The sequence below is a fragment of the Nocardiopsis sp. CNS-639 genome (genome assembly GCF_000381685.1).
Lineage (GTDB): Bacteria > Actinomycetota > Actinomycetes > Streptosporangiales > Streptosporangiaceae > Nocardiopsis > Nocardiopsis dassonvillei.
The window spans coordinates 14,517-35,141 of sequence record NZ_KB906865.1 but is presented as its reverse complement, the minus strand read 5'-3'; the positions used below and the strand labels follow the sequence as shown (position 1 = coordinate 35,141).

At 73.9% G+C, this 20,625-nt stretch carries 16 protein-coding genes and 1 pseudogene; 7 read left to right on the top strand and 10 right to left on the bottom strand.

Going from position 1 to position 20,625, the window contains the following annotated elements:
* Nucleotides 1-160 precede the first annotated feature (160 nt).
* Together G011_RS0118390 and G011_RS0118385 are read left to right on the top strand one after the other, a co-directional pair.
* Nucleotides 161-1,051: a sulfotransferase gene (locus tag G011_RS0118390; protein WP_019609769.1), complete on the top strand. Its 891-nt coding sequence runs from the start codon at nucleotides 161-163 to the stop codon at nucleotides 1,049-1,051.
* Between the two features lie 103 nt (nucleotides 1,052-1,154).
* Nucleotides 1,155-2,279, top strand: coding sequence for a glycoside hydrolase family 26 protein (locus G011_RS0118385; protein ID WP_036552802.1), 1,125 nt, complete (start codon nucleotides 1,155-1,157; stop codon nucleotides 2,277-2,279).
* A gap of 102 nt (nucleotides 2,280-2,381) precedes the next feature.
* Here G011_RS0118385 and G011_RS0118380 read toward each other — a convergent pair whose 3' ends face one another.
* From G011_RS0118380 to G011_RS0118340, 9 genes and pseudogenes are all read right to left on the bottom strand, one after another.
* Entirely contained in the window at nucleotides 2,382-2,966 is a 585-nt protein-coding gene (locus G011_RS0118380) for a GNAT family N-acetyltransferase (protein WP_019609767.1), read from the bottom strand.
* Nucleotides 2,967-3,026: 60 nt separating this feature from the next.
* Nucleotides 3,027-4,652: a glycosyltransferase gene (locus G011_RS0118375; protein WP_019609766.1), complete on the bottom strand. Its 1,626-nt coding sequence runs from the start codon at nucleotides 4,650-4,652 to the stop codon at nucleotides 3,027-3,029.
* Nucleotides 4,649-5,107 carry a polysaccharide biosynthesis protein gene (locus tag G011_RS0118370; protein WP_013154976.1) on the bottom strand — a complete coding sequence of 153 codons (459 nt, stop codon included), beginning with the start codon at nucleotides 5,105-5,107 and terminating at the stop codon, nucleotides 4,649-4,651. Before G011_RS0118370 ends, G011_RS0118375 begins: the two co-directional genes overlap by 4 nt.
* 261 nt (nucleotides 5,108-5,368) lie before the next feature.
* Nucleotides 5,369-7,135: a lipopolysaccharide biosynthesis protein gene (locus G011_RS0118365; protein WP_019609764.1), complete on the bottom strand. Its 1,767-nt coding sequence runs from the start codon at nucleotides 7,133-7,135 to the stop codon at nucleotides 5,369-5,371.
* The gene (locus G011_RS0118360) at nucleotides 7,105-7,986 is read right to left on the bottom strand and encodes a sulfotransferase domain-containing protein (RefSeq protein ID WP_019609763.1); all 882 of its coding nucleotides are present in this window, start codon (nucleotides 7,984-7,986) and stop codon (nucleotides 7,105-7,107) included. The genes G011_RS0118365 and G011_RS0118360 overlap by 31 nt, the downstream gene beginning before the upstream one ends.
* A 125-nt stretch (nucleotides 7,987-8,111) precedes the next feature.
* Nucleotides 8,112-9,335 (bottom strand): phosphotransferase, encoded by a 1,224-nt coding sequence (locus G011_RS0118355; protein WP_019609762.1) that lies wholly within the window; start codon nucleotides 9,333-9,335, stop codon nucleotides 8,112-8,114.
* Nucleotides 9,335-10,741: pseudogene (locus tag G011_RS0118350) on the bottom strand (ligase); the annotation flags it as partial. The pseudogene G011_RS0118350 and the gene G011_RS0118355, both read right to left, overlap by 1 nt.
* Nucleotides 10,741-13,269, bottom strand: coding sequence for an LPS biosynthesis protein (locus G011_RS0118345; RefSeq protein ID WP_026338420.1), 2,529 nt, complete (start codon nucleotides 13,267-13,269; stop codon nucleotides 10,741-10,743). The gene G011_RS0118345 and the pseudogene G011_RS0118350, both read right to left, overlap by 1 nt.
* A 216-nt stretch (nucleotides 13,270-13,485) precedes the next feature.
* A complete protein-coding gene (locus tag G011_RS0118340) occupies nucleotides 13,486-13,878 on the bottom strand; it encodes a hypothetical protein (protein WP_013154970.1) in 393 nt (130 codons plus the stop codon).
* A 441-nt stretch (nucleotides 13,879-14,319) separates the two neighbouring features.
* On the opposite strand from G011_RS0118340, the gene purN reads away from it, so the two are divergent.
* Genes purN through G011_RS0118325 form a run of 3 tightly spaced genes read left to right on the top strand, consistent with a single transcriptional unit; the run spans nucleotide 14,320 to nucleotide 17,394 of the window.
* Complete coding sequence (purN, locus tag G011_RS0118335) at nucleotides 14,320-14,955, top strand: phosphoribosylglycinamide formyltransferase (protein ID WP_019609760.1); 636 nt, start codon at nucleotides 14,320-14,322, stop codon at nucleotides 14,953-14,955.
* Entirely contained in the window at nucleotides 14,952-16,520 is a 1,569-nt protein-coding gene (gene purH / locus G011_RS0118330) for a bifunctional phosphoribosylaminoimidazolecarboxamide formyltransferase/IMP cyclohydrolase (RefSeq protein WP_019609759.1), read from the top strand. The genes purN and purH overlap by 4 nt, the downstream gene beginning before the upstream one ends.
* Before the next feature lie 16 nt (nucleotides 16,521-16,536).
* Complete coding sequence (locus G011_RS0118325) at nucleotides 16,537-17,394, top strand: bifunctional methylenetetrahydrofolate dehydrogenase/methenyltetrahydrofolate cyclohydrolase (protein ID WP_019609758.1); 858 nt, start codon at nucleotides 16,537-16,539, stop codon at nucleotides 17,392-17,394.
* 139 nt (nucleotides 17,395-17,533) lie between these two features.
* Here G011_RS0118325 and G011_RS0118320 read toward each other — a convergent pair whose 3' ends face one another.
* The gene (locus tag G011_RS0118320; protein WP_013154966.1) at nucleotides 17,534-18,139 is read right to left on the bottom strand and encodes an FHA domain-containing protein; all 606 of its coding nucleotides are present in this window, start codon (nucleotides 18,137-18,139) and stop codon (nucleotides 17,534-17,536) included.
* A 526-nt stretch (nucleotides 18,140-18,665) separates the two neighbouring features.
* Between G011_RS0118320 and G011_RS0118315 the strand changes: the two genes are divergently transcribed.
* Together G011_RS0118315 and G011_RS0118310 are read left to right on the top strand one after the other, a co-directional pair.
* Nucleotides 18,666-19,157, top strand: a complete 492-nt coding sequence (locus G011_RS0118315) for a DUF3017 domain-containing protein (RefSeq protein WP_019609757.1) — start codon at nucleotides 18,666-18,668, stop codon at nucleotides 19,155-19,157.
* Nucleotides 19,158-19,340: 183 nt separating this feature from the next.
* Nucleotides 19,341-20,558 (top strand): NADP-dependent isocitrate dehydrogenase, encoded by a 1,218-nt coding sequence (locus tag G011_RS0118310; protein ID WP_013154964.1) that lies wholly within the window; start codon nucleotides 19,341-19,343, stop codon nucleotides 20,556-20,558.
* The last annotated feature ends 67 nt before the right edge of the window (nucleotides 20,559-20,625 follow it).

Genomic DNA, 20,625 nt, shown 5'->3' with positions numbered 1-20,625 from the left:
CCCGGTCCGGGGGACGCCTCCCCCGGGCCGGGGCCGACGCGTGTCCGGGTCGCGGTCCCCGGCTCGGGAACGGAGTCGTCACTTTGGGGGTGTGTGTGGTGACTGCAAGTAATAGCCTGGTGGAGTGGACGATGGTTATCGACTGGTGTTCGTCGGTGGAATGGGCCGCTCCGGCTCGACCCTGATCGAGCGGCTCCTCGGCGAACTGCCCGGGTTCTGTTCGGTCGGCGAGGTCGTGCACCTGTGGCGGCGCGGACTGGTGGAGGACGAGCTGTGCGGCTGCGGCCGACCGTTCTCCGGCTGCGGCTTCTGGTCCGACGTGGGAAAGGAGGCCTTCGGCGGCTGGGACCGCCTGGACACGGGGGAGGTGCTGCGGCTCAAGGACCGCGTCGACCGCACCCGCTTCCTGCCGGTGCTGCTCAACGGCGCCCACCAGGGCCTGCTCGCCTCGCGCTGCGACCGCTACACCGAGCTCTACCACCGCCTGTACTCGGCGGTGTCCCTGGTCAGCGGCGCCCACGTGATCGTGGACGCCAGCAAGCACGCCTCCCTGGCCGCCTGTCTGCGCTGGCGCTACGGCGCGCGGATGCGCCTGCTGCACGTGGTGCGCGACCCGCGCGCGGTGGCCCACTCCTGGGCCAGGCGCGTGGCGCGCCCGGACGCCTCCCCCGACAGCAGCGAGCCGGAGATGGCCCGCTACTCGGCCGGGCGGGCGTCGGTGCAGTGGATGACCCAGAACGCCTGCTTCGACGCCCTGGCCCGGCGCGGCGTCCCGACCCTGCGCGTGCGCTACGAGGACTTCGTCGCCGACCCCGGGGGCGAGTTCGCCCGGATCGCGGAGTTCGCGGGGTACGCGGGCACCCCTCCGGACGCGGCGCGGGGCGGCTTCGAGCTGTCGGAGGGGCACGCCGTGTCGGGCAACCCGATGCGCTTCACGGCCGGGCGCGTCGGGGTCCGCGCCGACCACGGGTGGCGTGAGGCGATGCCCTCCTGGCGGCGGCGCCTGGTGGCCGCCGTGACGGCTCCCTCCCGGGGGCGTTACGGCTACTGAAGTCCGTTTTGCCACTTCAAGGACTGTTGTTCGCCCCAATGGTGACGTATGGTGTTCATCTGAAAACTCTAAGTCACATTTGGAGAATTAGGGGGAGTTCGACGTGGACAGGGGACCAGTACGGGCACTGGCGACGACGGGGGCACTGACCCTCGTCCTGACACTGGTCGGAGCGGGGGACGCCCCGGCGGGCGGGGCCCCGTCCTCTCCACGGCCACCCTCGGACCGGCCCTCGGGGGTGACGGAACCGCCCTGGCGCTGGGGGTACGCCACCGACGAGGAGTGCACCGTCTCGGAGATCCTGGAGCCCTCGTGCGGCGCCTGGTGGGGGGCCAGCCCCTACCAGGACCGGATCGAGCCCCTGGAGGAGGCGGTCGACCGCCGCATGGACATCGTCTACACCTGGCGCGGCGTCGACCAGGCCGACATCCCCGGCAGACGCGAGCGGGAGATGATCGCCGAGGGCAGGTTCGTGCACACCAACATCGAGGCCCGGCGGTTCACGCGCTCCGGGCATCCGGCGGTCTCCTACGAGTCCCTCATCGACGGCGAGTTCGACGACTCGCTGCGCTCCCAGGCCCGCGCCATCGCGGAACTGGACGTGCCCTACTTCGTCACCTTCGACCACGAGGCCGACGCCAACACGCGCTACAACAGGCGCGGCACGCCCGAGGAGTTCGTGCGGGCCTGGCAACACATCGTGGACCTGTACCGCGAGGAGGGCGCGGACAACGCCATCTGGGTGTGGAACGTGACCGGTTGGGAGGGCAACTTCGACCGCCTCCCCGGCCTGTGGCCCGGCAACGACTACGTCGACTGGGTCAGCTGGGAGGCGTACAACATGACCGGCTGCGACTCCCAGCCGCACTGGGACGAGGTGTACTCCTTCGAGGACATGATGCGCCCGGCCTACGAGTGGTTCCAGAACGAGGGGCCCGACCACGGGATCGACCCGGACAAGCCGGTGATGATCGGGGAGATGGGCACCACGCCCATCGGCTCGCAGGAGACCCTGGAGTGGTACTCCGAGATCCCCGACGTGCTGCGCCGCTACGAGCGGGTGCGCGCGGTCAAGGTGTGGGACAACAAGCTGTCCCCGGACTGCGACTTCCGGATCCGGGCCAACGAGTACGCCCAGCGCGGCTTCGAGGCCGCCGGACAGGACCCGTACGTGTACCTGCCCGAGCGGGTGCGCCGCCTGGCCGAGTACGCCCGGGAACGGGGTTGACCGCCCGGGGCCCGGGCCGTCCGGGACGGTTCGCGCGGACCGCCGCTCCCACCAGGGGGCGGCGGTCCGCGCGTGTGGGGCACGCGCTCGGGGCGCGCCGGTTCAGCCGCCCACGGGCCGGAACATCGACCAGGTGCGCGGGCCGCCCTCGGGCAGCACGTACTCGGCGGTCACCCGGAAGCCGAGCGACGTGTACAGGCCCACGTTGTCCTCCGTCGACGTCTCCAGGAACGCCGGGAAACCCGCCGCGTCGGCCTCGTGCAGGCCCGCGCCGATCACCGCGCGTCCCAGGCCCCGGCCCCGGGACGCGGGGTGGACGCCGACGGTGCCGAGGAACCACACCGGCTCCTCCGGCCGGTACGGCGCCATGGCGGCCTCGGCCGCCGCGTAGGCCGGGGCGCGGTCTCCCGCCAGCTCCACGAGCCCGGGGAGCAGGGCCTCCATGGCCTCCTGCGCGCCCTCGGAGCCGGGCACCGTCCAGACGGAGACCGCCTGGAGGTCGTCGCTCACCCACACCCGTCCGTACGGAAGGCCGACGTCGGCGAGGAAGACGCGCTGGAACTCCCGCAGGCGCGTCTCGTGGCCGTCGGCGCTGATCACGTGACGGGTGAAGGGGTAGTCCGCGAAAGCGGCGGCCAGCGTGTCCGCCGCCCCCTCGACGTCCTCGGGGGTGGCTTGACGAATCATGCGTGTCCTTCCCGGCTGCTCTCGGTCCGCGCGCCGGGCCCGCCGGCGCGCGGACCGAGGTTACAGGCCCCTGCCGCGCAGGTGCAGCGCGCGCGTGACCCACCCGGCGGGCACCCCGAGCACCACCGCCAGCGCCAGGTAGGCGCGGGCCTCGGCGGGGCGGCTGCGGACGGTGGTGCCGATCCAGCGCAGCGCGGCGCGTCGGCGGCCGGAGGCGGCCTCGGCGAAGGCGATCTGCCCGGCCACGCGCGCGTGGCCGCGCGGCACCAGAGCGAACTCGGGGTAGCGGTCCAGCAGCCAGCGCAGGGCGGTGGAGATGGTCCGCCAGCGCCCGGAGAAGTGTGACCTGCGGTGCCACAGCACCCGCACGCCCGGTTCGGGGATGTTGCGGATGGGGCCGCGCCGGGCCAGGCGCAGCAGCAGTTCGTAGTCCTCGGCGTAGCTGCCGGGGATCTCCTCGCTGACGGTTCCGCAGCCGTCGATCATGGCGCGGCGCCGGATGAGGAACGTGGACGGGTGCAGCTCGGTCAGGCGCGACCCCAGCAGGTCGCCGAAGGTCACGCTGGTGCGGTCCAGGCTGCGGACCGCCTCGACCCTGTCGTAGACCACCCGGATGCCGCAGCACACCATCTCCGTGCCGGGCTCGTCGAGCATGACGCCGACCTGTGCCCGGAGCTTCCCGGGCAGCCACGTGTCGTCGTCGTCGCAGAAGGCCACCAGGTCGGTGTCGGCGGCGAGCACACCGGTGTTGCGGGCCCCGGCCAGGCCGGGGGTGAGGGTGTTGGTGACCACCCGCACGGGGCGGTCGCCGTCGGAGCGGGCCAGTGAGGGGTCGGGCTGGTCGTTGTCGAAGACGACGATCGTGGTGATGCGGCCGGAGTAGTCCTGCTCGTTGATCGCCCGCAGGGTGCGGCGCAGCAGTTCCGGCCGGTCCCGGGTGGGCACCACCACGGTCACGCCGGGCAGGGGCCCGGTGTCGTCGGCTCCGGAGGCGGCGGTCCGCGCGGCGGTGCGGCCGAAGGCGTGGTCGGCGGCCCGGGGGACTGGCGGGGCGGCGGTCAGCGGGTCCGCGCCGATTCCGGCGGTCCGGGCGGTGGTTCCGGCGGCCGTGGCGGCGGGCTCCGCCGTCGCGCCCCGGCCCCGCGTGAGCAGGTCGATGAGCTCCCCGGCGCGCAGCGCGGCCCGCTCGGTGCCCTCGCCGTCGCCGGGGTCCACCCGGAAGTCCGCGGGTGAGGCGAGCGCCCTGTCCAGGAGCGCGCAGAGCTGCTGGGGAGTGGTGCAGGAGCGCACCCGGCCCGCCTCCTCCAGGCGCCGTACGAACAGGAGCTGGTGCTCGTCGACGTGCTCGTCCAGTTCGGGGTCGCGGGCGACGACGATGGGCAGGCGTCCGGCTCGGCGGGCCTGGACGATGGTGCCCGGTCCGCCGTGGGCGACGACCACCCGGGCCCGGCGCATGTGCTCGCCGAGCTCCTCGCCGGGCAGGAACGGGGTGCCCGCGGCCACCTCGGGGGCGGCGCTGTGCCCGTGCTGGACCAGGAAGCGCAGGGTCCGGTGGCGCCGGGCGTAGTCGTCGATCCAGCGGACCAGCCGGTCGAAGGAGTGGTGGTCGGTGCCGAGGCTGACGACCACGTCGGGGTGGCCGCTGTCGTCGGGGCGCGGGACGGGACGCGTGGTCTGTTCGGTCAAAGCAGCGGTCCTACCGTGATGGCGGTCGGCATGAAGGCGCGCTGTTCCTCCCACTGGGCGAGGAACAGCCGGGTGAACGGACGGCACAGCCGTGCGGTGAGCGTCGGTGTGTCGAGGCGGTCGTAGACCTCGATGTAGACGGTCGGTATCCGCAGCAGCCACGCCAGGGCGAAGAAGGGCAGGGCCACCCCGGCACCGGTGGTGACCACGGCGCACGGGCGCCGTTCACGCAGGACGCGCACGGCCAGCCAGGCGTTGCGCAGCAGGTTGCCCACGTGGCGGGTGGTGGGGTGGAAGGCCCACCGGACGCGTTCGCCGGTCAGGGCGGACTCGGCGTCGGGGGTCCGGAAGGTGACCCACACGCGCTCGCGGTGCCGCCACCAGGGACGCAGTGAGCACAGCTGGGCCAGGTGCCCTCCGCTGGAGGCCACCAGGAGAACCGGTCGTGGAGACATGTGGTCATCATTTCATAACTCTGTGTAGTCACTGGGAGGGTCGCGGCGAGGCGCACCGGTTGTCCACAGGCGGGGGAGGGCGTCTTCCGCCGGGTGCGCGCAGGGGCTTTCATGGATAACGGGGGGTCCCCCGGGCCCGCCCGCCTCGGCGTGCCCGCACCGCCTCCGGCCGCGCTCCCCGGCTGGCGTCCTCGGCCGCCGCCGCGCGCCTGCACTACCTTCAGCCACCGCCGGACACCCCTCCGGCCGCCGCGGCACGCCTCACCGGCGCGGGTCCAGGCCCAGCAGCCCGCGCAGCGACCACACCGTCACCAGGTATCCCACAGCTCCCGAGGCCACCGCCATCACCAGCGTCGCGACCCCGCCGCCCAGCAGCGTCTCCAGCAGCAGCGGCAGGGCGCCGAACCACGTCAGCGCGCTGGCCGTCGCGGCCAGCACCGGGCGGCTGAACGGGTGCAGCACCACGTGGGACCGCAACTGCCACAGCGGGAGCAGCTTGCGCACCAGCATCGCGGCCACCAGGGCCACGGCCGCCCCGGTCGCTCCGGCCACGGGCACGAGCAGTACGCACACCAGCACGTTCGCCGCCAGCGACAGCACGTTGTTGACCAGGTTGAGCCGGGTCAGCCCGGTCATCGTCAGGACCAGGTCGCTCATCCCCAGCGCGGCGGCCGTCAGCTGGCCCGCACACACCACGACCAGCGCCGTCGCCCCCGCCGCGTACTCCGGCCCGAACAGCCGCATCACCTGGGGGGCGAACACCAGAACCGACAGGTACAAAGGCCACAGAAGGCACACCAGCCACGCCGTTCCCGCCTGGTAGAGGGCTCGGACCCCGGCGTGGTCGCCCGTCGCCAGCTGTTCGGCGAACCTGGGCTGGGCCGCGTACAGCACCGCCTGCGTGCCGAACTGGCCGACCACCATGACCCGCGTGGCCGCCGTGAACACCGCCGCGCCGGTCAGCCCGCCCAGGAGCGCCACGAGGACCACGCCGCCGCGCTGCACGCCCATCTGGGCGACCGCGGCCACCGCGCGCGGCAGGGAGAAGGCCCAGAACGTCCGCGCCTCCACCTGCTCCACGCTCTTCTCCACGGCCTCCGGAGCCACGGCCGTCTCCGCGGTCGCGGACGCCTCACGGGCACGGACGGTCTCCGAATCCACAGCCGTCACAGTGGCACTGGGGGCACCGGGAGTCCCCCGCTTCCCTCCGGGCATCGCCTTCCCGAGGGCATCCGCATCCCCGGAGCCGTGCGTCTTCCCGAGGGCATCCGCATCCCTAGAAGCGTGCGCATCCCCGCATCCGTCCGCCCTTCCGGAGCCGTCCGCCTCCCCGGAGACGCCACCGGTCTCGGGAACGGCCCGGCGCACGACACGTCCCAACCAGAACCACGCCACCACGGCCGCGGGCAGGTACGGCCCCGCCCACGCCAGCGCCAACAGCCCCGCCGCCCCCGACAGCGCGACCCCCGCCACCAGGGCCAGCTGGGCCAGCGGACGGCCCACCTTGTCCACCAGCACGGTCCCGGCCATGTCGTGGTGGGCCCGCGTCGCGGCCAGGGCCGTGTCCGCCAGCACCGCGAACGGCAGGAACACCGCCAGCAGCCGCAGGTAGACCTCCGCCTCGCCACCGCCCAGGCCCCGCGCCACCGGACCGGCGCACACCACCAGCAGCACCGCCAGCACGCACGCCGCCAGCACGGCCGGGGCCGCGGCCGTCCGCAGCAGCCGGGGCACGCCCCCGGGTTCGCCGAACACGCGCATCCGGGCGATGAAGTACACCAACCCGTCCGACGCGCCCAGGTTGGCCACCACCGCGGCGATCAGGAACACCGACGTCGCCGAGAACAGCAGTCCCGCCGTCTCCTGGGAGAAGGCCCGAGTGATCGTCACGATCACGGCGAGGTTCAGCGCGGCGCCGACCACGGCCCCCGCCATGTTGACCGCCCCGCCGCGCAGCACGCGGCGCAGTCCCGCCCGCTCCCGCTCCGCCGCGGCGGTCACGCGCGCCACGAGGGGACGCGCCCCCACCAGTCCGCCAGCCGCGCGTCGCTGTCGGCGAACCGCGCCGCCAGTTCCGCGCGCAGCCCCTCGGGCATGCTCGTCCGGGCGCGCGCGTTGTGCCTGCCCGGGGCGTCGCCCGGTCCGGGCGGCAGCCCCAGGAACCGCTCCACCTCACCCAGCGCCTTCGCCGTGCCGTCGAACAGGTCGGCGTGGTCCACCACGTGCATCCGGTCCCGCCCCAGGTGCTTCTCCATCCGCTCCAGCTGGTCCGCGTAACGGCCGCGCGCCACGTAGCCGTGGTGCTGGTGGGAGTAGGACCGGTACCCGGGGTCGGCCAGCATCCGCTCCTCCTCACCGGCCAGCCGCTCCGGCTCCAGTTCCAGCGCCCGCTCGAACGGTTCGGTCTCGAACCCGCGCGCGGTCTCGTGCGCGTGCGCCGAGTAGGCCCGCTCCACCGGGTCGCGCAGGATGACCACCACCCGCACGTCCGGCAGGTCGCGGGCGATCCGCTCGGCGGCCAGCGGGTGGAACAGGTAGTACGGGCTGGACTCGACCACCCTCACCCGGGGACGCCCCCGCCGGGCCCGCAGCCCCGCGCGCGGAGGGAAGTACGCCCGGTACCGGTCCGGGCCGCCGCGGTAGCCGGTGTCGAAGTAGTGCACCCCCTTGCGCAGGGTGGGCCCGGTGACGCACGGGTGCAGGCACAGCGTCCTGAACAGCGACGTCGTGCCCGAGCGCTGCGCCCCGCAGATGAGGAAGTCGGGCAGCGCGCGGGCCGGCGCGGTGAGCGTGCCCAGACCGTCGGCGAGGGGCAGGAGCGCCTTCCTGGCCGGGACGGCCATGCGGTGGAACAGGACGGGAACGGTGCTCCGGGGCATCACGTGCTCCTTCTGTCGCAGTTTCGGTCACCCCCGGCCGCCGTCCTCGGCGCCGGGGCTCGGCGGGTCGTGTCGATCGATCGGGTGGCCTGGTTCGCCGGACCGCCCGGACCCGAGAGGACCGCTCAGGTCCGGTGGGCGGCCTCGTGGGCCGCCCTCTCCTGGAGCCCCTCCAGCGCGGGCAGCAGCCAGTCGTCCACGGCCGCCAGGTGGCCGCCGCTCTCGTCCTGCCGGTCGTGCAGGTACCGGGTGGCCAGGTCGATCAGGTACAGCGCCATCACCGTGGACACCGTGTGGGAGCGCACCCCGGTCTCGGACATCAGCGGGTCGCGCAGCAGCCGCGACCCGCTCTCCAGCCACCGGTGCACCCCCGGGTGGACCCCGGCCTGCACGCACTCGTTGAGGTCGTAGTGCAGGGCGTCGAAGCCCGCGGGGGCGTCCATGGCGAGGCGCTCCCAGTCCCACACGAACGCGCGCCGCGCGGTGCTGGCGATGTTCCACCTGGTCAGGTCGCCGTGCCAGGCTCCGAACGGCACGTACACGTCGGGCAGACGGCGCAGCGCCGCGCGCAGGGGCGCCACCTCGGGGCGCGTGCCCAGCGTCACGATCCGCTCCTCCAGCGACCTGCGGTAGGGGCTGTCGGACAGCCTCCGGCGCCGCACCCTGGACAGCCCGACGATCTGCGTTACGCACCTCAGCAGCTGGCGCCGCGTGGGCCGGTCGGTCTGGACGCCGACCGGCAGCGCCTCCTGCACCAGCAGCGGGTGGCCGTTCCACTCGCCCTCATGCAGCAGCCGGGGAACGGTCACGTCCGGCAGGCGGGCCTCGGCCAGCTGGCGCAGGGCGCGCGTCTCGGCGCGCACCAGGCGCGAGGTCAGGTCGTTGACGGCCACCTTGGCGTAGCCGATCGTGCGTCCGCCGGGGGTGAGCAGCAGGAGCACGGGCTTGCGGTTGGCCCGGGGCGGGCCCACGTGGATGGCGACGGCCAGGTCGCGGTCCAGCGCCGTCGTGAGCGCGTGCTCGATGCCCGGACCGGCCCCCACGTACAGCCGGTCGCGCAGCAGGAGCGGGGCCAGCCCGGTGGCGAACGCCCCGGTCAGCAGCAGCGTGCGCGCCCTCTCCCGGAACGAGTGCCCCTGGGCGAAGGACGTGATGCCCCGGGTGGCCGCCGACCGGTCGTGGGCGGGCAGGATCACCCGGGGGTTCTGCGCGTTGGGAACCGGAAGGTACTGGGTGCCCCGGTCGCGGTGCGCCAGCCTCCGCATACCGCGGTCGCCGGGGCCGAGCAGCCCGCCGCACGGCCACAGCACCGCGGCGAGGTCGGTCAGGTAGGTCGTCTCGCTGTTCACCAAGGACCCCCGCGGGTGCGCGCGGTCCGCCGCCGGAGCACCGGTTCCTCGCCACGCCACAGCAGGGCGACGGCGACCATGGTGACGGCCAGCGGGGACATCAGCGCGACGTAGAAGAACATGTACCAGAACAGCAGCAGCACGGTCAGCAGCGCGCCCTGCCCCTCCAGCGTGGCCGCGCGGCGGTAGCGCCACACGACGTGCGCGAAGAAGGCGAGCATGAGGCCGGTGCCCACCCAGCCCCCGGCGATCAGCGTCATCCACAGCTGTCCCGCGTTGCCGATGACGTGCTGTCCGCAGCCGGGACACTCGGAGGTGGGGCCGATCGCGATCGACTCCGAGCTGCCCAGGCTCTCGCGGGTGGTGCCCCACCCCATGACCGGGGACAGCTGGGCGGCCTCCACGGACGCCGCGTTGGTGGCGGCCCGGCCGTCGTCGCTGTGCGGGTTGTCGATCCTGGTCCGCACCACGTCGGCGAGCGGTGAGGCGGCCAGCGCCAGCAGCACCGCCAGGCCCGCGACGGCGCAGGCGCCCACCAGGACCACCCGGCCGCGGCGCAGCGCCACCAGGGCCGCGAAGGCCGCGGACAGGGCCAGTCCCGCCCACAGGGCCCGGTTGAGCGAGTACACGGCGGGGACCACGGCCAGCGCGGCGGCGGCCAGCCCGCCCCAGCGCACCCATCCCGAACCCTGCGCCACCCAGCCCACCACCAGCCACACCAGCAGCAGGGAGAGCATGTAGCCCCAGACGTTGGTGTACTCCCAGGGCGCCTTCGGGCGGGCCGACTCGTACCCGAAGATGTCCATGACCTGCGCGGACGCCGGGTGGATGAGGGTCTGCATGTAGGCGTCGGAGGCGAGGGCCGCAGGGAGCAGGTACTCCATCGGGGCCGTGAACTCGAACCGGGGTGCGAGCATGCCCAGGTAGCCGCCCGCGATCGTGGTCAGGCACAGCACCGCCAGCGCGCCCACGACCGCGCGCGCGGGCAGTTCGCGCTCGGAGAGGTTGCCGACGTAGAGCAGCAGGACCGTCAGCACCAGGTAGTTGACCGCCCGGAGCACGGCGCCGCCGTATCCGCCGCTGCCCGGCACCGTGCCGGGCATCTCCAGGTGGACCAGGCACAGGCCCAGCACCGTCCACAGCAGGAACAGCGCCCACAGCCAGAACCCCGGGGGGACCCGCAGCCCCGTGGCGCGGTGGCGGCGCACCAGTTCGGCGGCCATCGGGACCGCGAACAGCCAGTACGCGAACTGCCCCAGGCCCAGCGCCCACCACAGCGGGTACCCGGCCAGCAGCCAGAGCAGCGGCCGACCGTCGGTTCCGCCCGCCGGGAGCGGGCCCCCGACGACGGGGCCCACCGCCCCGGCGGGCGGCCGGGGGGCGCGCGCGGACGTGCTCCAGGCCATCAGTTCCGGGCCCCCGGGGCCGTGTCAGGGGCGCTGTCCGGGGAGGCGGAGTCTCCGGCGGCTCCGGTCGGCCGGGACTCCTCGGCCCCCTCGGTCGCGAAGGCCACGAGGGCCTCCGTGGCCTCGGCGCCGCTGACGGTCGCCTCGGGGTCGTGGGGCTCCCGCGCCTCGGCGGTCCGGGGCAGTCCGAAGGCCATCTCCGCCTCCGGGGCAGCGCCCGGGGCCGCGGCGGTCCCCGCGGTGCCGCCGGTCGTGTCCGCGCCGGTCCCGTCCGCTCCGGTCCGGTCCGGGGCCGCGGTGTCCTCCCCGGTCCGGCCGGTCCCGGCGGCCTCGGGCGTCACCGGGATCTGGGTGGCACCGTCGCCTCCCAGCACGCGGGGGACGTCCAAGCCCGCGGGTATCCCGCCGTCGAGGGGGGCCGCCGCGTCCTGCGCGGTGCCGTCGTCGGTCCCGCCCGCCTCCGGAATCCGCTCGGCCGCATCGGCCCCGGCTACCTCCGCGTCCTCGTCGCGAGCCCGCGAAGGCGTGCTGGCGGCACCGTCGGCCGTGGTCCTCCCGCTCTCCGCCGCCTCGGGTTCCTCCGCGGCCTCCGCCCGTCGGGGACCGGGGACCCCGGGGACACCCTCGGCGTCCCCGGGCGTCGGGGGCCGGGCCGCCCCGCCGCGCCCCCGCGTCCCCGCGGTCCCGGCGGTGGCGGGCAGCTCGCTGACGATGCCGGTCAGCGTGATCCCCGCACCGGCGCGGCCCTTCGCGGTCCCGGCCGCCTCGTCCGACCCGGCCGCCCCGTCCCTTCCGGGCGTGCGGTCGGACCCGGTGGTCTCCTCCCCGGCGACCGGCTCGGCCGCGGACGGCGACGCCACCGGCGCGGGCCCGGCCAGCGGCTGGCGCGGCAGCACGGCCGTGCCCGGAACGGGAACCCCGAACCGGCCGGCGAGGACGAGCAGCTCCCTCAGCTCGGCGCGGCGCGTGCGGTCCAGTTCGACCACCGGCAGCATCAGGTCGGCCGAACCGGCCAGCGCGTGCGCGTCGGCCCGCTCGCTCACCGGAGCCACCGCCACCACCACGTACTCCGCCCCCGCCCGCAGCAGCCGCACCAGTTCCGGCATCGCGGTGCCCTGCACCGGCGCGTCCAGACCCGGCGACCCGTAGCGCAGCACCCGCAGACGGGGCACCGCGTCGGGCCGCACCTCCAGGTCGGCGGGGTCCTCGCCCTCCAGCAGCGCCTCGGCCAGGCCGGGGCCCTCCGGCAGCCCCAGCAGCTCGCCGACCGTGTCGGTGCGGGGGTCGGCGCACACCAGCAGCGTCTCCGAGCCCGTGCGGGCCAGGGAGGCGGCCAGGTTCACCGCGGTCGCCGCACCGGCGCGGCCCGGAGTGGTCGCGGTGACGAGCAGCACGCGGCCCAGGACCGCCTCCTCGTCCCCGAGGAGCACGGCCAGTCCGTCCTCCCCCCGGGCGCCGCCCGCGCCCGCTCCGGCGCGGTCGGACACCCCCGTCCCACCCGCCCCGGTCGGCCCGGCAACCTCCGAGGGTCCGCCGACCGCCGCGGGAACGGGGACCGCGGCGAGGCGGGCGCGCACCAGGTGCGCGAACTCGTTGACCCGCTGCCCGCGCCGGTCGCCGTCCGGCAGCAGCCCGGGGGAGCGCTGGCCGCGCCCGACCCGCTCGGACAGGTCGAGCAGCACCGGCACCTCACCGATCCGCCCGGTCTCCTCGGCGTCGTGCAGCCTCGGGTCGAGGCGGTCGCGCACCACGGCCGCCAGCAGCCCCGTCAGCAGGCCGAGCGCGGCGCCGCCGACCAGCCACAGGGCGGGCATCGGGCTGCTCGCGCGCTCGGGGAGCCCCGCCGGGGTGATGACACTGCCGGGCTCGACCGTCTCCGCCAGGGCGCTGAGCGGGCTGATGCCGTTGCCCAGTTCGGTGATCTCCGCGCGCAGAGCCTCCACCCGCGCGTCCGCGCCGGGGTCGGCGGACTCCCCGGCGGCCTCGGCGAGGGCCTCGTAGCGGGCCCCCTGCTCACCGCGCAGCGCCTCCAGGTGGCTCTCGATCAGCCCGTCGATCCGCTCGCGGCGCAGTTCGAGGTAGGCGTCGGCGTAGGCCTGCGCACCCGCCCGCGCGGCCTCGGGGCTCCCGGCGGAGTAGCTGATCTCCAGGACGCTGCTGTTGGGGGGAACGCTCACGTCCACCCGCTCGCGCAGGTCCGCCACGGAGGGCGCGGCGCCGCCCTCCTCCGCCAGGGCCTCGGCCACGGCGGACGACACGCGGTCCGACAGCAGGACCTGCGCCTCGGTGTCGAGGTTGACGTCCCCGGCAAGGCGGCCGGAGCGCTCCCCGGTGAACTCGGCCATCCCGCTGGGCTGGACCTGGACGGCGGAGACGGAGGTGTAGGCGGCGGGGAGTGCGACCACCGCGGCGGAGGCCAGGGCCAGCCCGCCGAGCACCCCGGCGCCGACGAACCGCCAGCGGCGGCGCAGCAGCGCCGTGTACTCCCTCAGTTCCGGTCCGGACGGGCCGGGGGCGTCGGTGTCCATCGAGTCCTCTCCGCGCAAGGATGGTCAACACTTTTAGTGATTGATTGCATACTAAGTGTAATCCCTTGGGGGGTCTCCGCAGCGTGGGCGAGCGGCCGTTTCCCGACTCGGGTAGTGACCGGAACCGGAGAGCGCGTCACCACCCGGGAAGGACCCCGGGCACGCGAAGGGGGCGGCGGGACACTCCCGCCGCCCCCTTCGGGCACCCCGACCGACCTAGCTGATGACCACCGTGGGCGGAAGGCCGGTGGAGGACTCCCACGCCTCGTCGCACTCGTTCTGGCTGGAGACCGTGTGTGCCAGGGCCGAGCAGTCCCGGTACTGCGCCATCTGCTCCTGGTACACCACGGCCACCGCGAACAGCGACAGCGACATCACGATCCCCAGCACGCCCACGACCACGCTCATCAGCGCGCCCGGCGCCTCGGTGCGGTTCGCCCGCGCGGCCCGCCTCGCCCGGAAACCCTGCACGACACCGAACACGGACAGCACGACCCCGTAGGGCGGCAGCAGCAGGCCGGCCGCCCCGAAGAACAGGCCCCACAGGCCGCCGCGTTCGGCTCTGGGCGGCTGCCCCTCGGTCCGGGGCTCCGGGCTGTTGTCGGTCAAGGTTCACTCCTTATGCGCGCCCCGCTCGGGGCGCCGTGGTCGGCTCCGCCGCACGGAGGCTACCCGTCGTCCATGGTCACGCCGGTCCGCGGGCCGCCGAGACCCCCGTCACAGGCCGGCCAACACCCACTCCCCGTGGGTAGACGCTACCTGGACCGATAGGGTGGGAACGCGGGCGGGCCCAGCGGGCGCGCCCGTCGCCCGCCCGTCACCCGCCACCACCCCCAACGGACGCCTCCGGCCCACGGAAGCCCGCGAGGGAGCGCCCGGCGGAGGACGATCGGGTCACCCGCACACCACGCCTCCGGCTCCGGTCTCGTGCCGTCCCCCGGACCGGCGTACGCGGGATCCGGATGCTGCGCCGTCCCCCGGCGCCCCCGGAAGGCGAGGGGCGGCTCTCGCACCGTTCTCTACACAATGGGAGAAGCATTGTCCGCGCGAGTGGTGGTCCTCATATCGGGCACGGGCAGCAACATGGCCGCCCTGCTGGAGGCGGCCAGGGATCCGGCCTACGGGGCGACCGTCGTCGCCGTCGGCTCCGACCGCGAGGGGACCCGCGGCATCGAGCTGGCCGAGGAGGCCGGTGTGCCCGCGTTCGTCGTCCCCTTCCGCGACTACCCCGACCGCTCGCGGTGGAACGCCGCCATGGCCGAACGCATCAGCGAGCACCGCCCCGACCTGGTGGTCTCCGCGGGCTTCATGCGCATCCTCGGCCCCGCCGTGATCGGCAGCCACCCCGCGGTCAACATCCACCCCGCGCTGCTGCCCTCCTTCCCCGGCGCGCACGCCGTGCGTGACGCGCTCGCCCACGGTGTCCGCATCACCGGCACCACCATCCACTTCCTCGACGAGGGCGTCGACTCCGGTCCGATCATCGACCAGGTCGCGGTACCCGTCCAGGACGGCGATGACGAAGCCAGCCTCCACGAGCGCATCAAGTCCGTGGAGCGGACGATGCTGGTCGACACGGTCGGCAGGCTCGCCCGCGAGGGCTGGACCATCGACGGCAGGCACGTGCGGTTCGGCCGCACCGAGCAGCGCGTCACCGACGCGACCGACACGAAGGAGAACCGGTGACCCAGCAGGCCATCAGGCGTGCGTTGATCAGCGTCTACGACAAGACCGGTCTGGAGGAGCTGGGCATCGGCCTGGCCGAGGCCGGGGTGGAGATCGTCTCCACCGGCTCCACCGCCGCGCGGCTGCGCGCCGCCGACATCCCCGTCACCCCCGTGGAGGACGTCACCGGCTTCCCCGAGATCATGGAGGGCCGCGTCAAGACGCTGCACCCCTCCGTGCACGCCGGGCTCCTGGCCAACCAGAACAACCCCGAGCACGTCGCCAGGATCAAGGAGCTGGGCATCGCCCCCTTCGACCTGGTCGTGGTCAACCTCTACCCCTTCCAGGACACCGTCGCCTCCGGCGCCTCCGAGGCCGACTGCATCGAGAAGATCGACATCGGCGGCCCCGCCATGGTGCGCGCCTCTGCCAAGAACCACGGCAGCGTCGCGATCGTGGTCGACCCGGGCAGCTACGACGCCGCCCTGGAGGCCGTCCGCGACGGCGGCTTCACCCTGGAGCAGCGCAAGCGCCTGGCCGGGCTCGCCTTCCAGCACACCGCCGCCTACGACGCGGCCGTCGCCGACTGGTTCGCGGCCGACTACGCCCCCGACGCCGAGGCCGCCGAGTCGGGCTGGCCCGGTTTCCTGGCCACCGTCCACCACCGCAGGGACGTCCTGCGCTACGGAGAGAACCCCCACCAGAAGGCGGCGCTGTACACCGTCGCGGGTGCCCCGCGGACCGGCCTGGCCGGAGCCGAGCAGCTGCACGGCAAGGCGATGTCCTACAACAACTACGTGGACGCCGACGCCGCGCTGCGCGCCGCCCACGACTTCGACCAGCCGTGCGTGGCCATCATCAAGCACGCCAACCCGTGCGGGATCGCCGTCGGCGCCGACAACGCCGAGGCCCACCGCAGGGCGCACGCCTGCGACCCGGTGTCGGCCTTCGGCGGCGTCATCGCCACCAACCGCCCCGTCGGCGAGGAGCTGGCCGGGCAGATCGCGGAGATCTTCACCGAGGTCGTCGTCGCCCCCGCCTTCGAGCCCGCGGCCGTGGAGATCCTCAGCCGCAAGAAGAACATCCGCCTGCTCGTGGCGGAGGGCTCCGGCTCCGGCGCGGGCGTGGAGCACCGCCAGATCAGCGGCGGCCTGCTGGTGCAGTCGCGCGACGCCATCGACGCCCCCGGCGACGACCCCTCCACCTGGACCCTGGCCACCGGCGAGCCCGCCGACGAGGCCACCCTGGCCGACCTGGCCTTCGCCTGGAAGGCCGTGCGCGCGGTCAAGTCCAACGCCATCCTCCTGGCCTCCGACGGCGCCACCGTGGGCGTGGGCATGGGCCAGGTCAACCGCGTGGACTCCGCACGCCTGGCGGTCACGCGCGCGGGCGAGAGGGTGACGGGGTCCGTCGCGGCCAGCGACGCCTTCTTCCCCTTCCCCGACGGCCTGGAGATCCTCACCGGGGCGGGGGTCCGCGCCGTCGTCCAGCCCGGCGGCTCGGTCCGCGACGAGGAGGTCGTGGCCGCGGCCAAGGCGGCCGGCGTGACCATGTACCTCACCGGGACCCGGCACTTCTTCCACTGAGCGAGGAGACACACGCATGAGCGCGATCGTCCTGGACGGCAAGGCCGTCGCCAAGTCCATCCGTGAGGAGCTCTCCGAGCGGGTGGCGAAGCTGCACGACCGCGGCGTCACCCCCGGTCTGGGCACGGTCCTGGTCGGCGACGACCCGGGCAGCCACTCCTACGTGCGCGGCAAGCACCGCGACTGCGCGCAGGTGGGCATCGCCAGCATCCGCCGCGACCTGCCCGCCGACGCCACCCAGGAGCAGGTGGAGCAGGCCGTCCGCGAACTCAACGAGGACCCGGCCTGCACCGGCTACATCGTGCAGCTCCCGCTGCCCAGGGGGCTGGACGAGAACCGCGTGCTGGGCCTGATCGACCCGGTCAAGGACGCGGACGGCCTCCAGCCCTCCAACCTCGGCAAGCTGGTGCTGATGCAGGAGGCGCCGCTGCCGTGCACCCCGCGCGGCATCGTGGAGCTGCTCACCCGCTACGAGGTGCCGCTCAGGGGCGCCGAGGTGGTCGTGGTCGGGCGCGGCGTGACCGTGGGCCGCCCCCTCGGCCTGCTGCTGACCCGCCGGTCGGAGAACGCCACCGTCACCCTGTGCCACACCGGCACCCGGGACCTGGCCGAGCACACGCGCCGCGCGGACATCATCGTCGCCGGCGCCGGTGTGCCCGGGCTCATCACCAGGGACATGGTGAAGCCGGGCGCGGCCGTGCTGGACGTGGGCGTCTCGCGCACCGAGTCGGGCCTGGTCGGCGACGTCGTCCCCGACGTGGCCGAGGTGGCCGGGTACCTGTCGCCCAACCCCGGCGGCGTGGGCCCGATGACCCGGGCGATGCTGCTGGTGAACGTGGTGGAGGCCGCCGAGCGGCAGGCCGCCGCCCTCTAGGCACACCCCTTCCGGGCCCCGTCCGGGGGACGGGGCCCGGCCCCCGGCGTCACACACGGGCCGAAATCGATCACTCCGAGTGACCGACCCCGGCCCGACCGTCGGCGCGAGGCCCCCGCGGCGGGGCCGGGGGGAGCGTTCAGCTGGCCTTGCGGGCCGGTCCGCCCATCGGCATCGGCCGCACCAGGCCCAGCGCCACGACCTCGTTGGCCAGCCGCGTCCTGCGGTTCTGCCCCTCGGGGATGCGGAACTTCTGGTACAGCCGCAACAGGTGTTGTTTGACCGCCGCCTCGGTGACCACCAGCGCCTCGGCGATGTCCCGGGCGGTGGCGGGGGCCACGAAGGCCTCCTCTGACAGCGCGGGCTGGCACAGCGCGGTCAGCACGTCCAGCTCCCGGCGGGTGAGCTCGGGGGCGGCGCCGCGGCGCAGTTCGATGTCGGGGCTGATCTGCTCCTTGGGCAGTCCGCCGACCCGGCAGCGCGCGGTGCCGAAGCTCACCACGTCGCCCTCCTCCAGCACCCGGCGGGCGATGGGGCGGCCGTTCACCCGGGTCCCGTTGCGCGACAGGCCCAGGTCCACCACGTAGACGTAGGGGCCGCGGCGGACCAGTTCGGCGTGCAGCTGGGAGACGCTCGGATCGTTCAGCCGGATGTCGGCGCCCTCCCCGCGACCGATCGTGGTGACCTCACCGGCGAGCTGGCGTATGTCCCCGGTCTCTTCGATGCGGAGGTAGGGCCCGTCCACGGTGGTTCCTCCCGGAGTGGGGTGGCGCTGCCGGTGGGGGTGCGGGCGACGGTGGTGGAGGGGAGGCTGTCGTGGGGTGACGGTTCGGTCTACGCGTGGAGTGGGCTTCATGGGGGTGGTCCTCGCTCACCGGTGCACTCAATCTCCAGCTTGGTTACCCGGGCGGTAAGCGTTCTACGCGCTTACTCCGGAGTTAGACGGATAAGGCGTGCAAATACGGCTCTGTGGCCGAACCGGAAGCGGGAAACGGTCATGGGCCCTTGGGGCCCGGGCCGGACCGTTTCCGTGAGCCCTGAGGAGTCGGCGATACGGATCACTACAATGGGCGCAGTCTCTCCCGGACGGGAAGCCTCGCTTCCCGCGCGGCGCCGCCGAAATCCTCACGGACGCGAGCCTCCGGAGCGGTGTTCGGTTTTCGGACAGCCAGTCCTCGACGGATGGCCGGTCCGTGCCAGTTCCCGGGAGAAGACCGTGAACGAGCCGCGAGGCGGCCAAGCACATTCGTAACCGAACGGGTCGGGACGCGGTGGACAAGGCGGGGCAGGCGGATTTGGCGGACGCGGACGAGGGCGCTCCCGGTGCGAGGGCGCCCGGGGAGGCGGCCCGCGGCGGGCGGGTGCCCGAAGGGGGAGCGCCGGACGGGGGCGGCCCCGGGGCGCCGGAGCCCGGCGGCGGCTCCGCCCGGGACTCCGGGGCGGACTCCGGGGAGGTCGCGCGCGGGCGGCCCGCCGGGGATGAGGGGCCCGAGGCGCCGTACTGGCTCTCGCAGGTGCCCTACTTCCTGGTCATGTCGGCGCTCGCGGCGGGGATCGTGGTCGTGGCCGCGGCCTACTTCAAGCGCGGACCGGCGATCATCGCGGGCGCGCTGCTGCTGGCGGCGACCTTCCGGGTGCTCCTGCCCCGGGACTGGGTCGGCATGCTCGCCGTGCGCCGCCGGTGGATCGACCTGCTCACCCTGACCACCCTCGCGGTCCTGCTGATCGTGCTGGCATGGGTGGCGCCGCAACTGTCCGCTTAGGCGTCGAATAAGCTTGACGTCGAGATACCGCGACACCGAGAAGCCACCGCCTCACCGGGGAGCACGGACCCCGGGCGGGACCGGTGGACCGCCGGGTGCGCGGACCGGCCCCCGGCCACGAGCCGGACACGGGTCCGCGGCGCACGAGGCGGCAGCGAAGACTGAAGGGACAGCCACACAGCCATGGCCAAGATCAAGGTCGAGAACCCCGTAGTCGAGCTCGACGGCGACGAGATGACCCGGATCATCTGGTCCTTCATCAAGGACCGTCTGATCCTCCCCTACCTCGACGTCGACCTGAAGTACTACGACCTGGGCATCGAGGAGCGCGACCGCACCGACGACCAGATCACCGTCGACGCGGCCAACGCCATCAAGGAGCACGGCGTCGGCGTCAAGTGCGCCACCATCACCCCGGACGAGGCCCGGGTCGAGGAGTTCGGCCTCAAGAAGATGTGGCGGTCGCCCAACGGCACCATCCGCAACATCCTCGGCGGCGTCGTCTTCCGCGAGCCCATCATCTGCGAGAACGTGCCCCGCCTGGTCCCGGGCTGGACCAAGCCGATCATCATCGGCCGCCACGCCCACGGCGACCAGTACAAGGCCACCGACTTCAAGGTGCCCGGCCCCGGCACGGTCACCATGACCTACACCCCGGCCGACGGCAGCGAGCCGGTCGAGTTCGACATCGCCAACTTCCCCGAGGCGGGCGGCGTGGCGATGGGCATGTACAACTTCCGCAAGTCCATCGAGGACTTCGCGCGCGCGAGCCTGAACTACGGCCTGGACCGCAACTACCCGGTCTACATGTCCACCAAGAACACGATCCTCAAGGCCTACGACGGCATGTTCAAGGACGTGTTCCAGGAGATCTTCGAGACCGAGTTCAAGGACCGCTTCGACTCCGCGGGCCTGACCTACGAGCACCGCCTCATCGACGACATGGTCGCCGCGGCGCTCAAGTGGGAGGGCGGTTACGTCTGGGCCTGCAAGAACTACGACGGTGACGTGCAGTCCGACACCGTCGCCCAGGGCTTCGGCTCCCTCGGCCTGATGACCTCCGTCCTGCGCACCGCGGACGGCCGCACGGTCGAGGCCGAGGCCGCCCACGGCACGGTGACCCGCCACTACCGCCAGCACCAGCAGGGCAAGCCCACCTCCACCAACCCGATCGCCTCCATCTTCGCGTGGACCCGCGGCCTGGAGCACCGGGGCAAGCTCGACAACACCCCCAAGGTCGTCGAGTTCGCCAACACCCTGGAGGACGTCGTCATCAAGACCGTCGAGGGCGGCCAGATGACCAAGGACCTCGCGCTGCTCGTCGGCGGCGACCAGGAGTTCCTGACCACGGAGCAGTTCCTCGCCGCCCTGGACGAGAACCTCGCCAAGCGCCTGGCCTGAGCCCCCGCGCACCGTCCGTTCGGCGGTGCACGCGGCGGGCCCGGACCCGGACGGTCCCGATCGTGGC

Coding starts and splice junctions, on each gene's coding strand:
- G011_RS0118390 (WP_019609769.1), top strand. CDS start 161: ATGGGCCGCTCCGGCTCGACCCTGATCGAGCGGCTCCTCGGCGAACTG.
- G011_RS0118380 (WP_019609767.1), bottom strand. CDS start 2,966: ATGATTCGTCAAGCCACCCCCGAGGACGTCGAGGGGGCGGCGGACACG.
- G011_RS0118370 (WP_013154976.1), bottom strand. CDS start 5,107: ATGTCTCCACGACCGGTTCTCCTGGTGGCCTCCAGCGGAGGGCACCTG.
- G011_RS0118345 (WP_026338420.1), bottom strand. CDS start 13,269: ATGGACACCGACGCCCCCGGCCCGTCCGGACCGGAACTGAGGGAGTAC.
- G011_RS0118325 (WP_019609758.1), top strand. CDS start 16,537: ATGAGCGCGATCGTCCTGGACGGCAAGGCCGTCGCCAAGTCCATCCGT.
- G011_RS0118360 (WP_019609763.1), bottom strand. CDS start 7,986: ATGCCCCGGAGCACCGTTCCCGTCCTGTTCCACCGCATGGCCGTCCCG.
- G011_RS0118310 (WP_013154964.1), top strand. CDS start 19,341: ATGGCCAAGATCAAGGTCGAGAACCCCGTAGTCGAGCTCGACGGCGAC.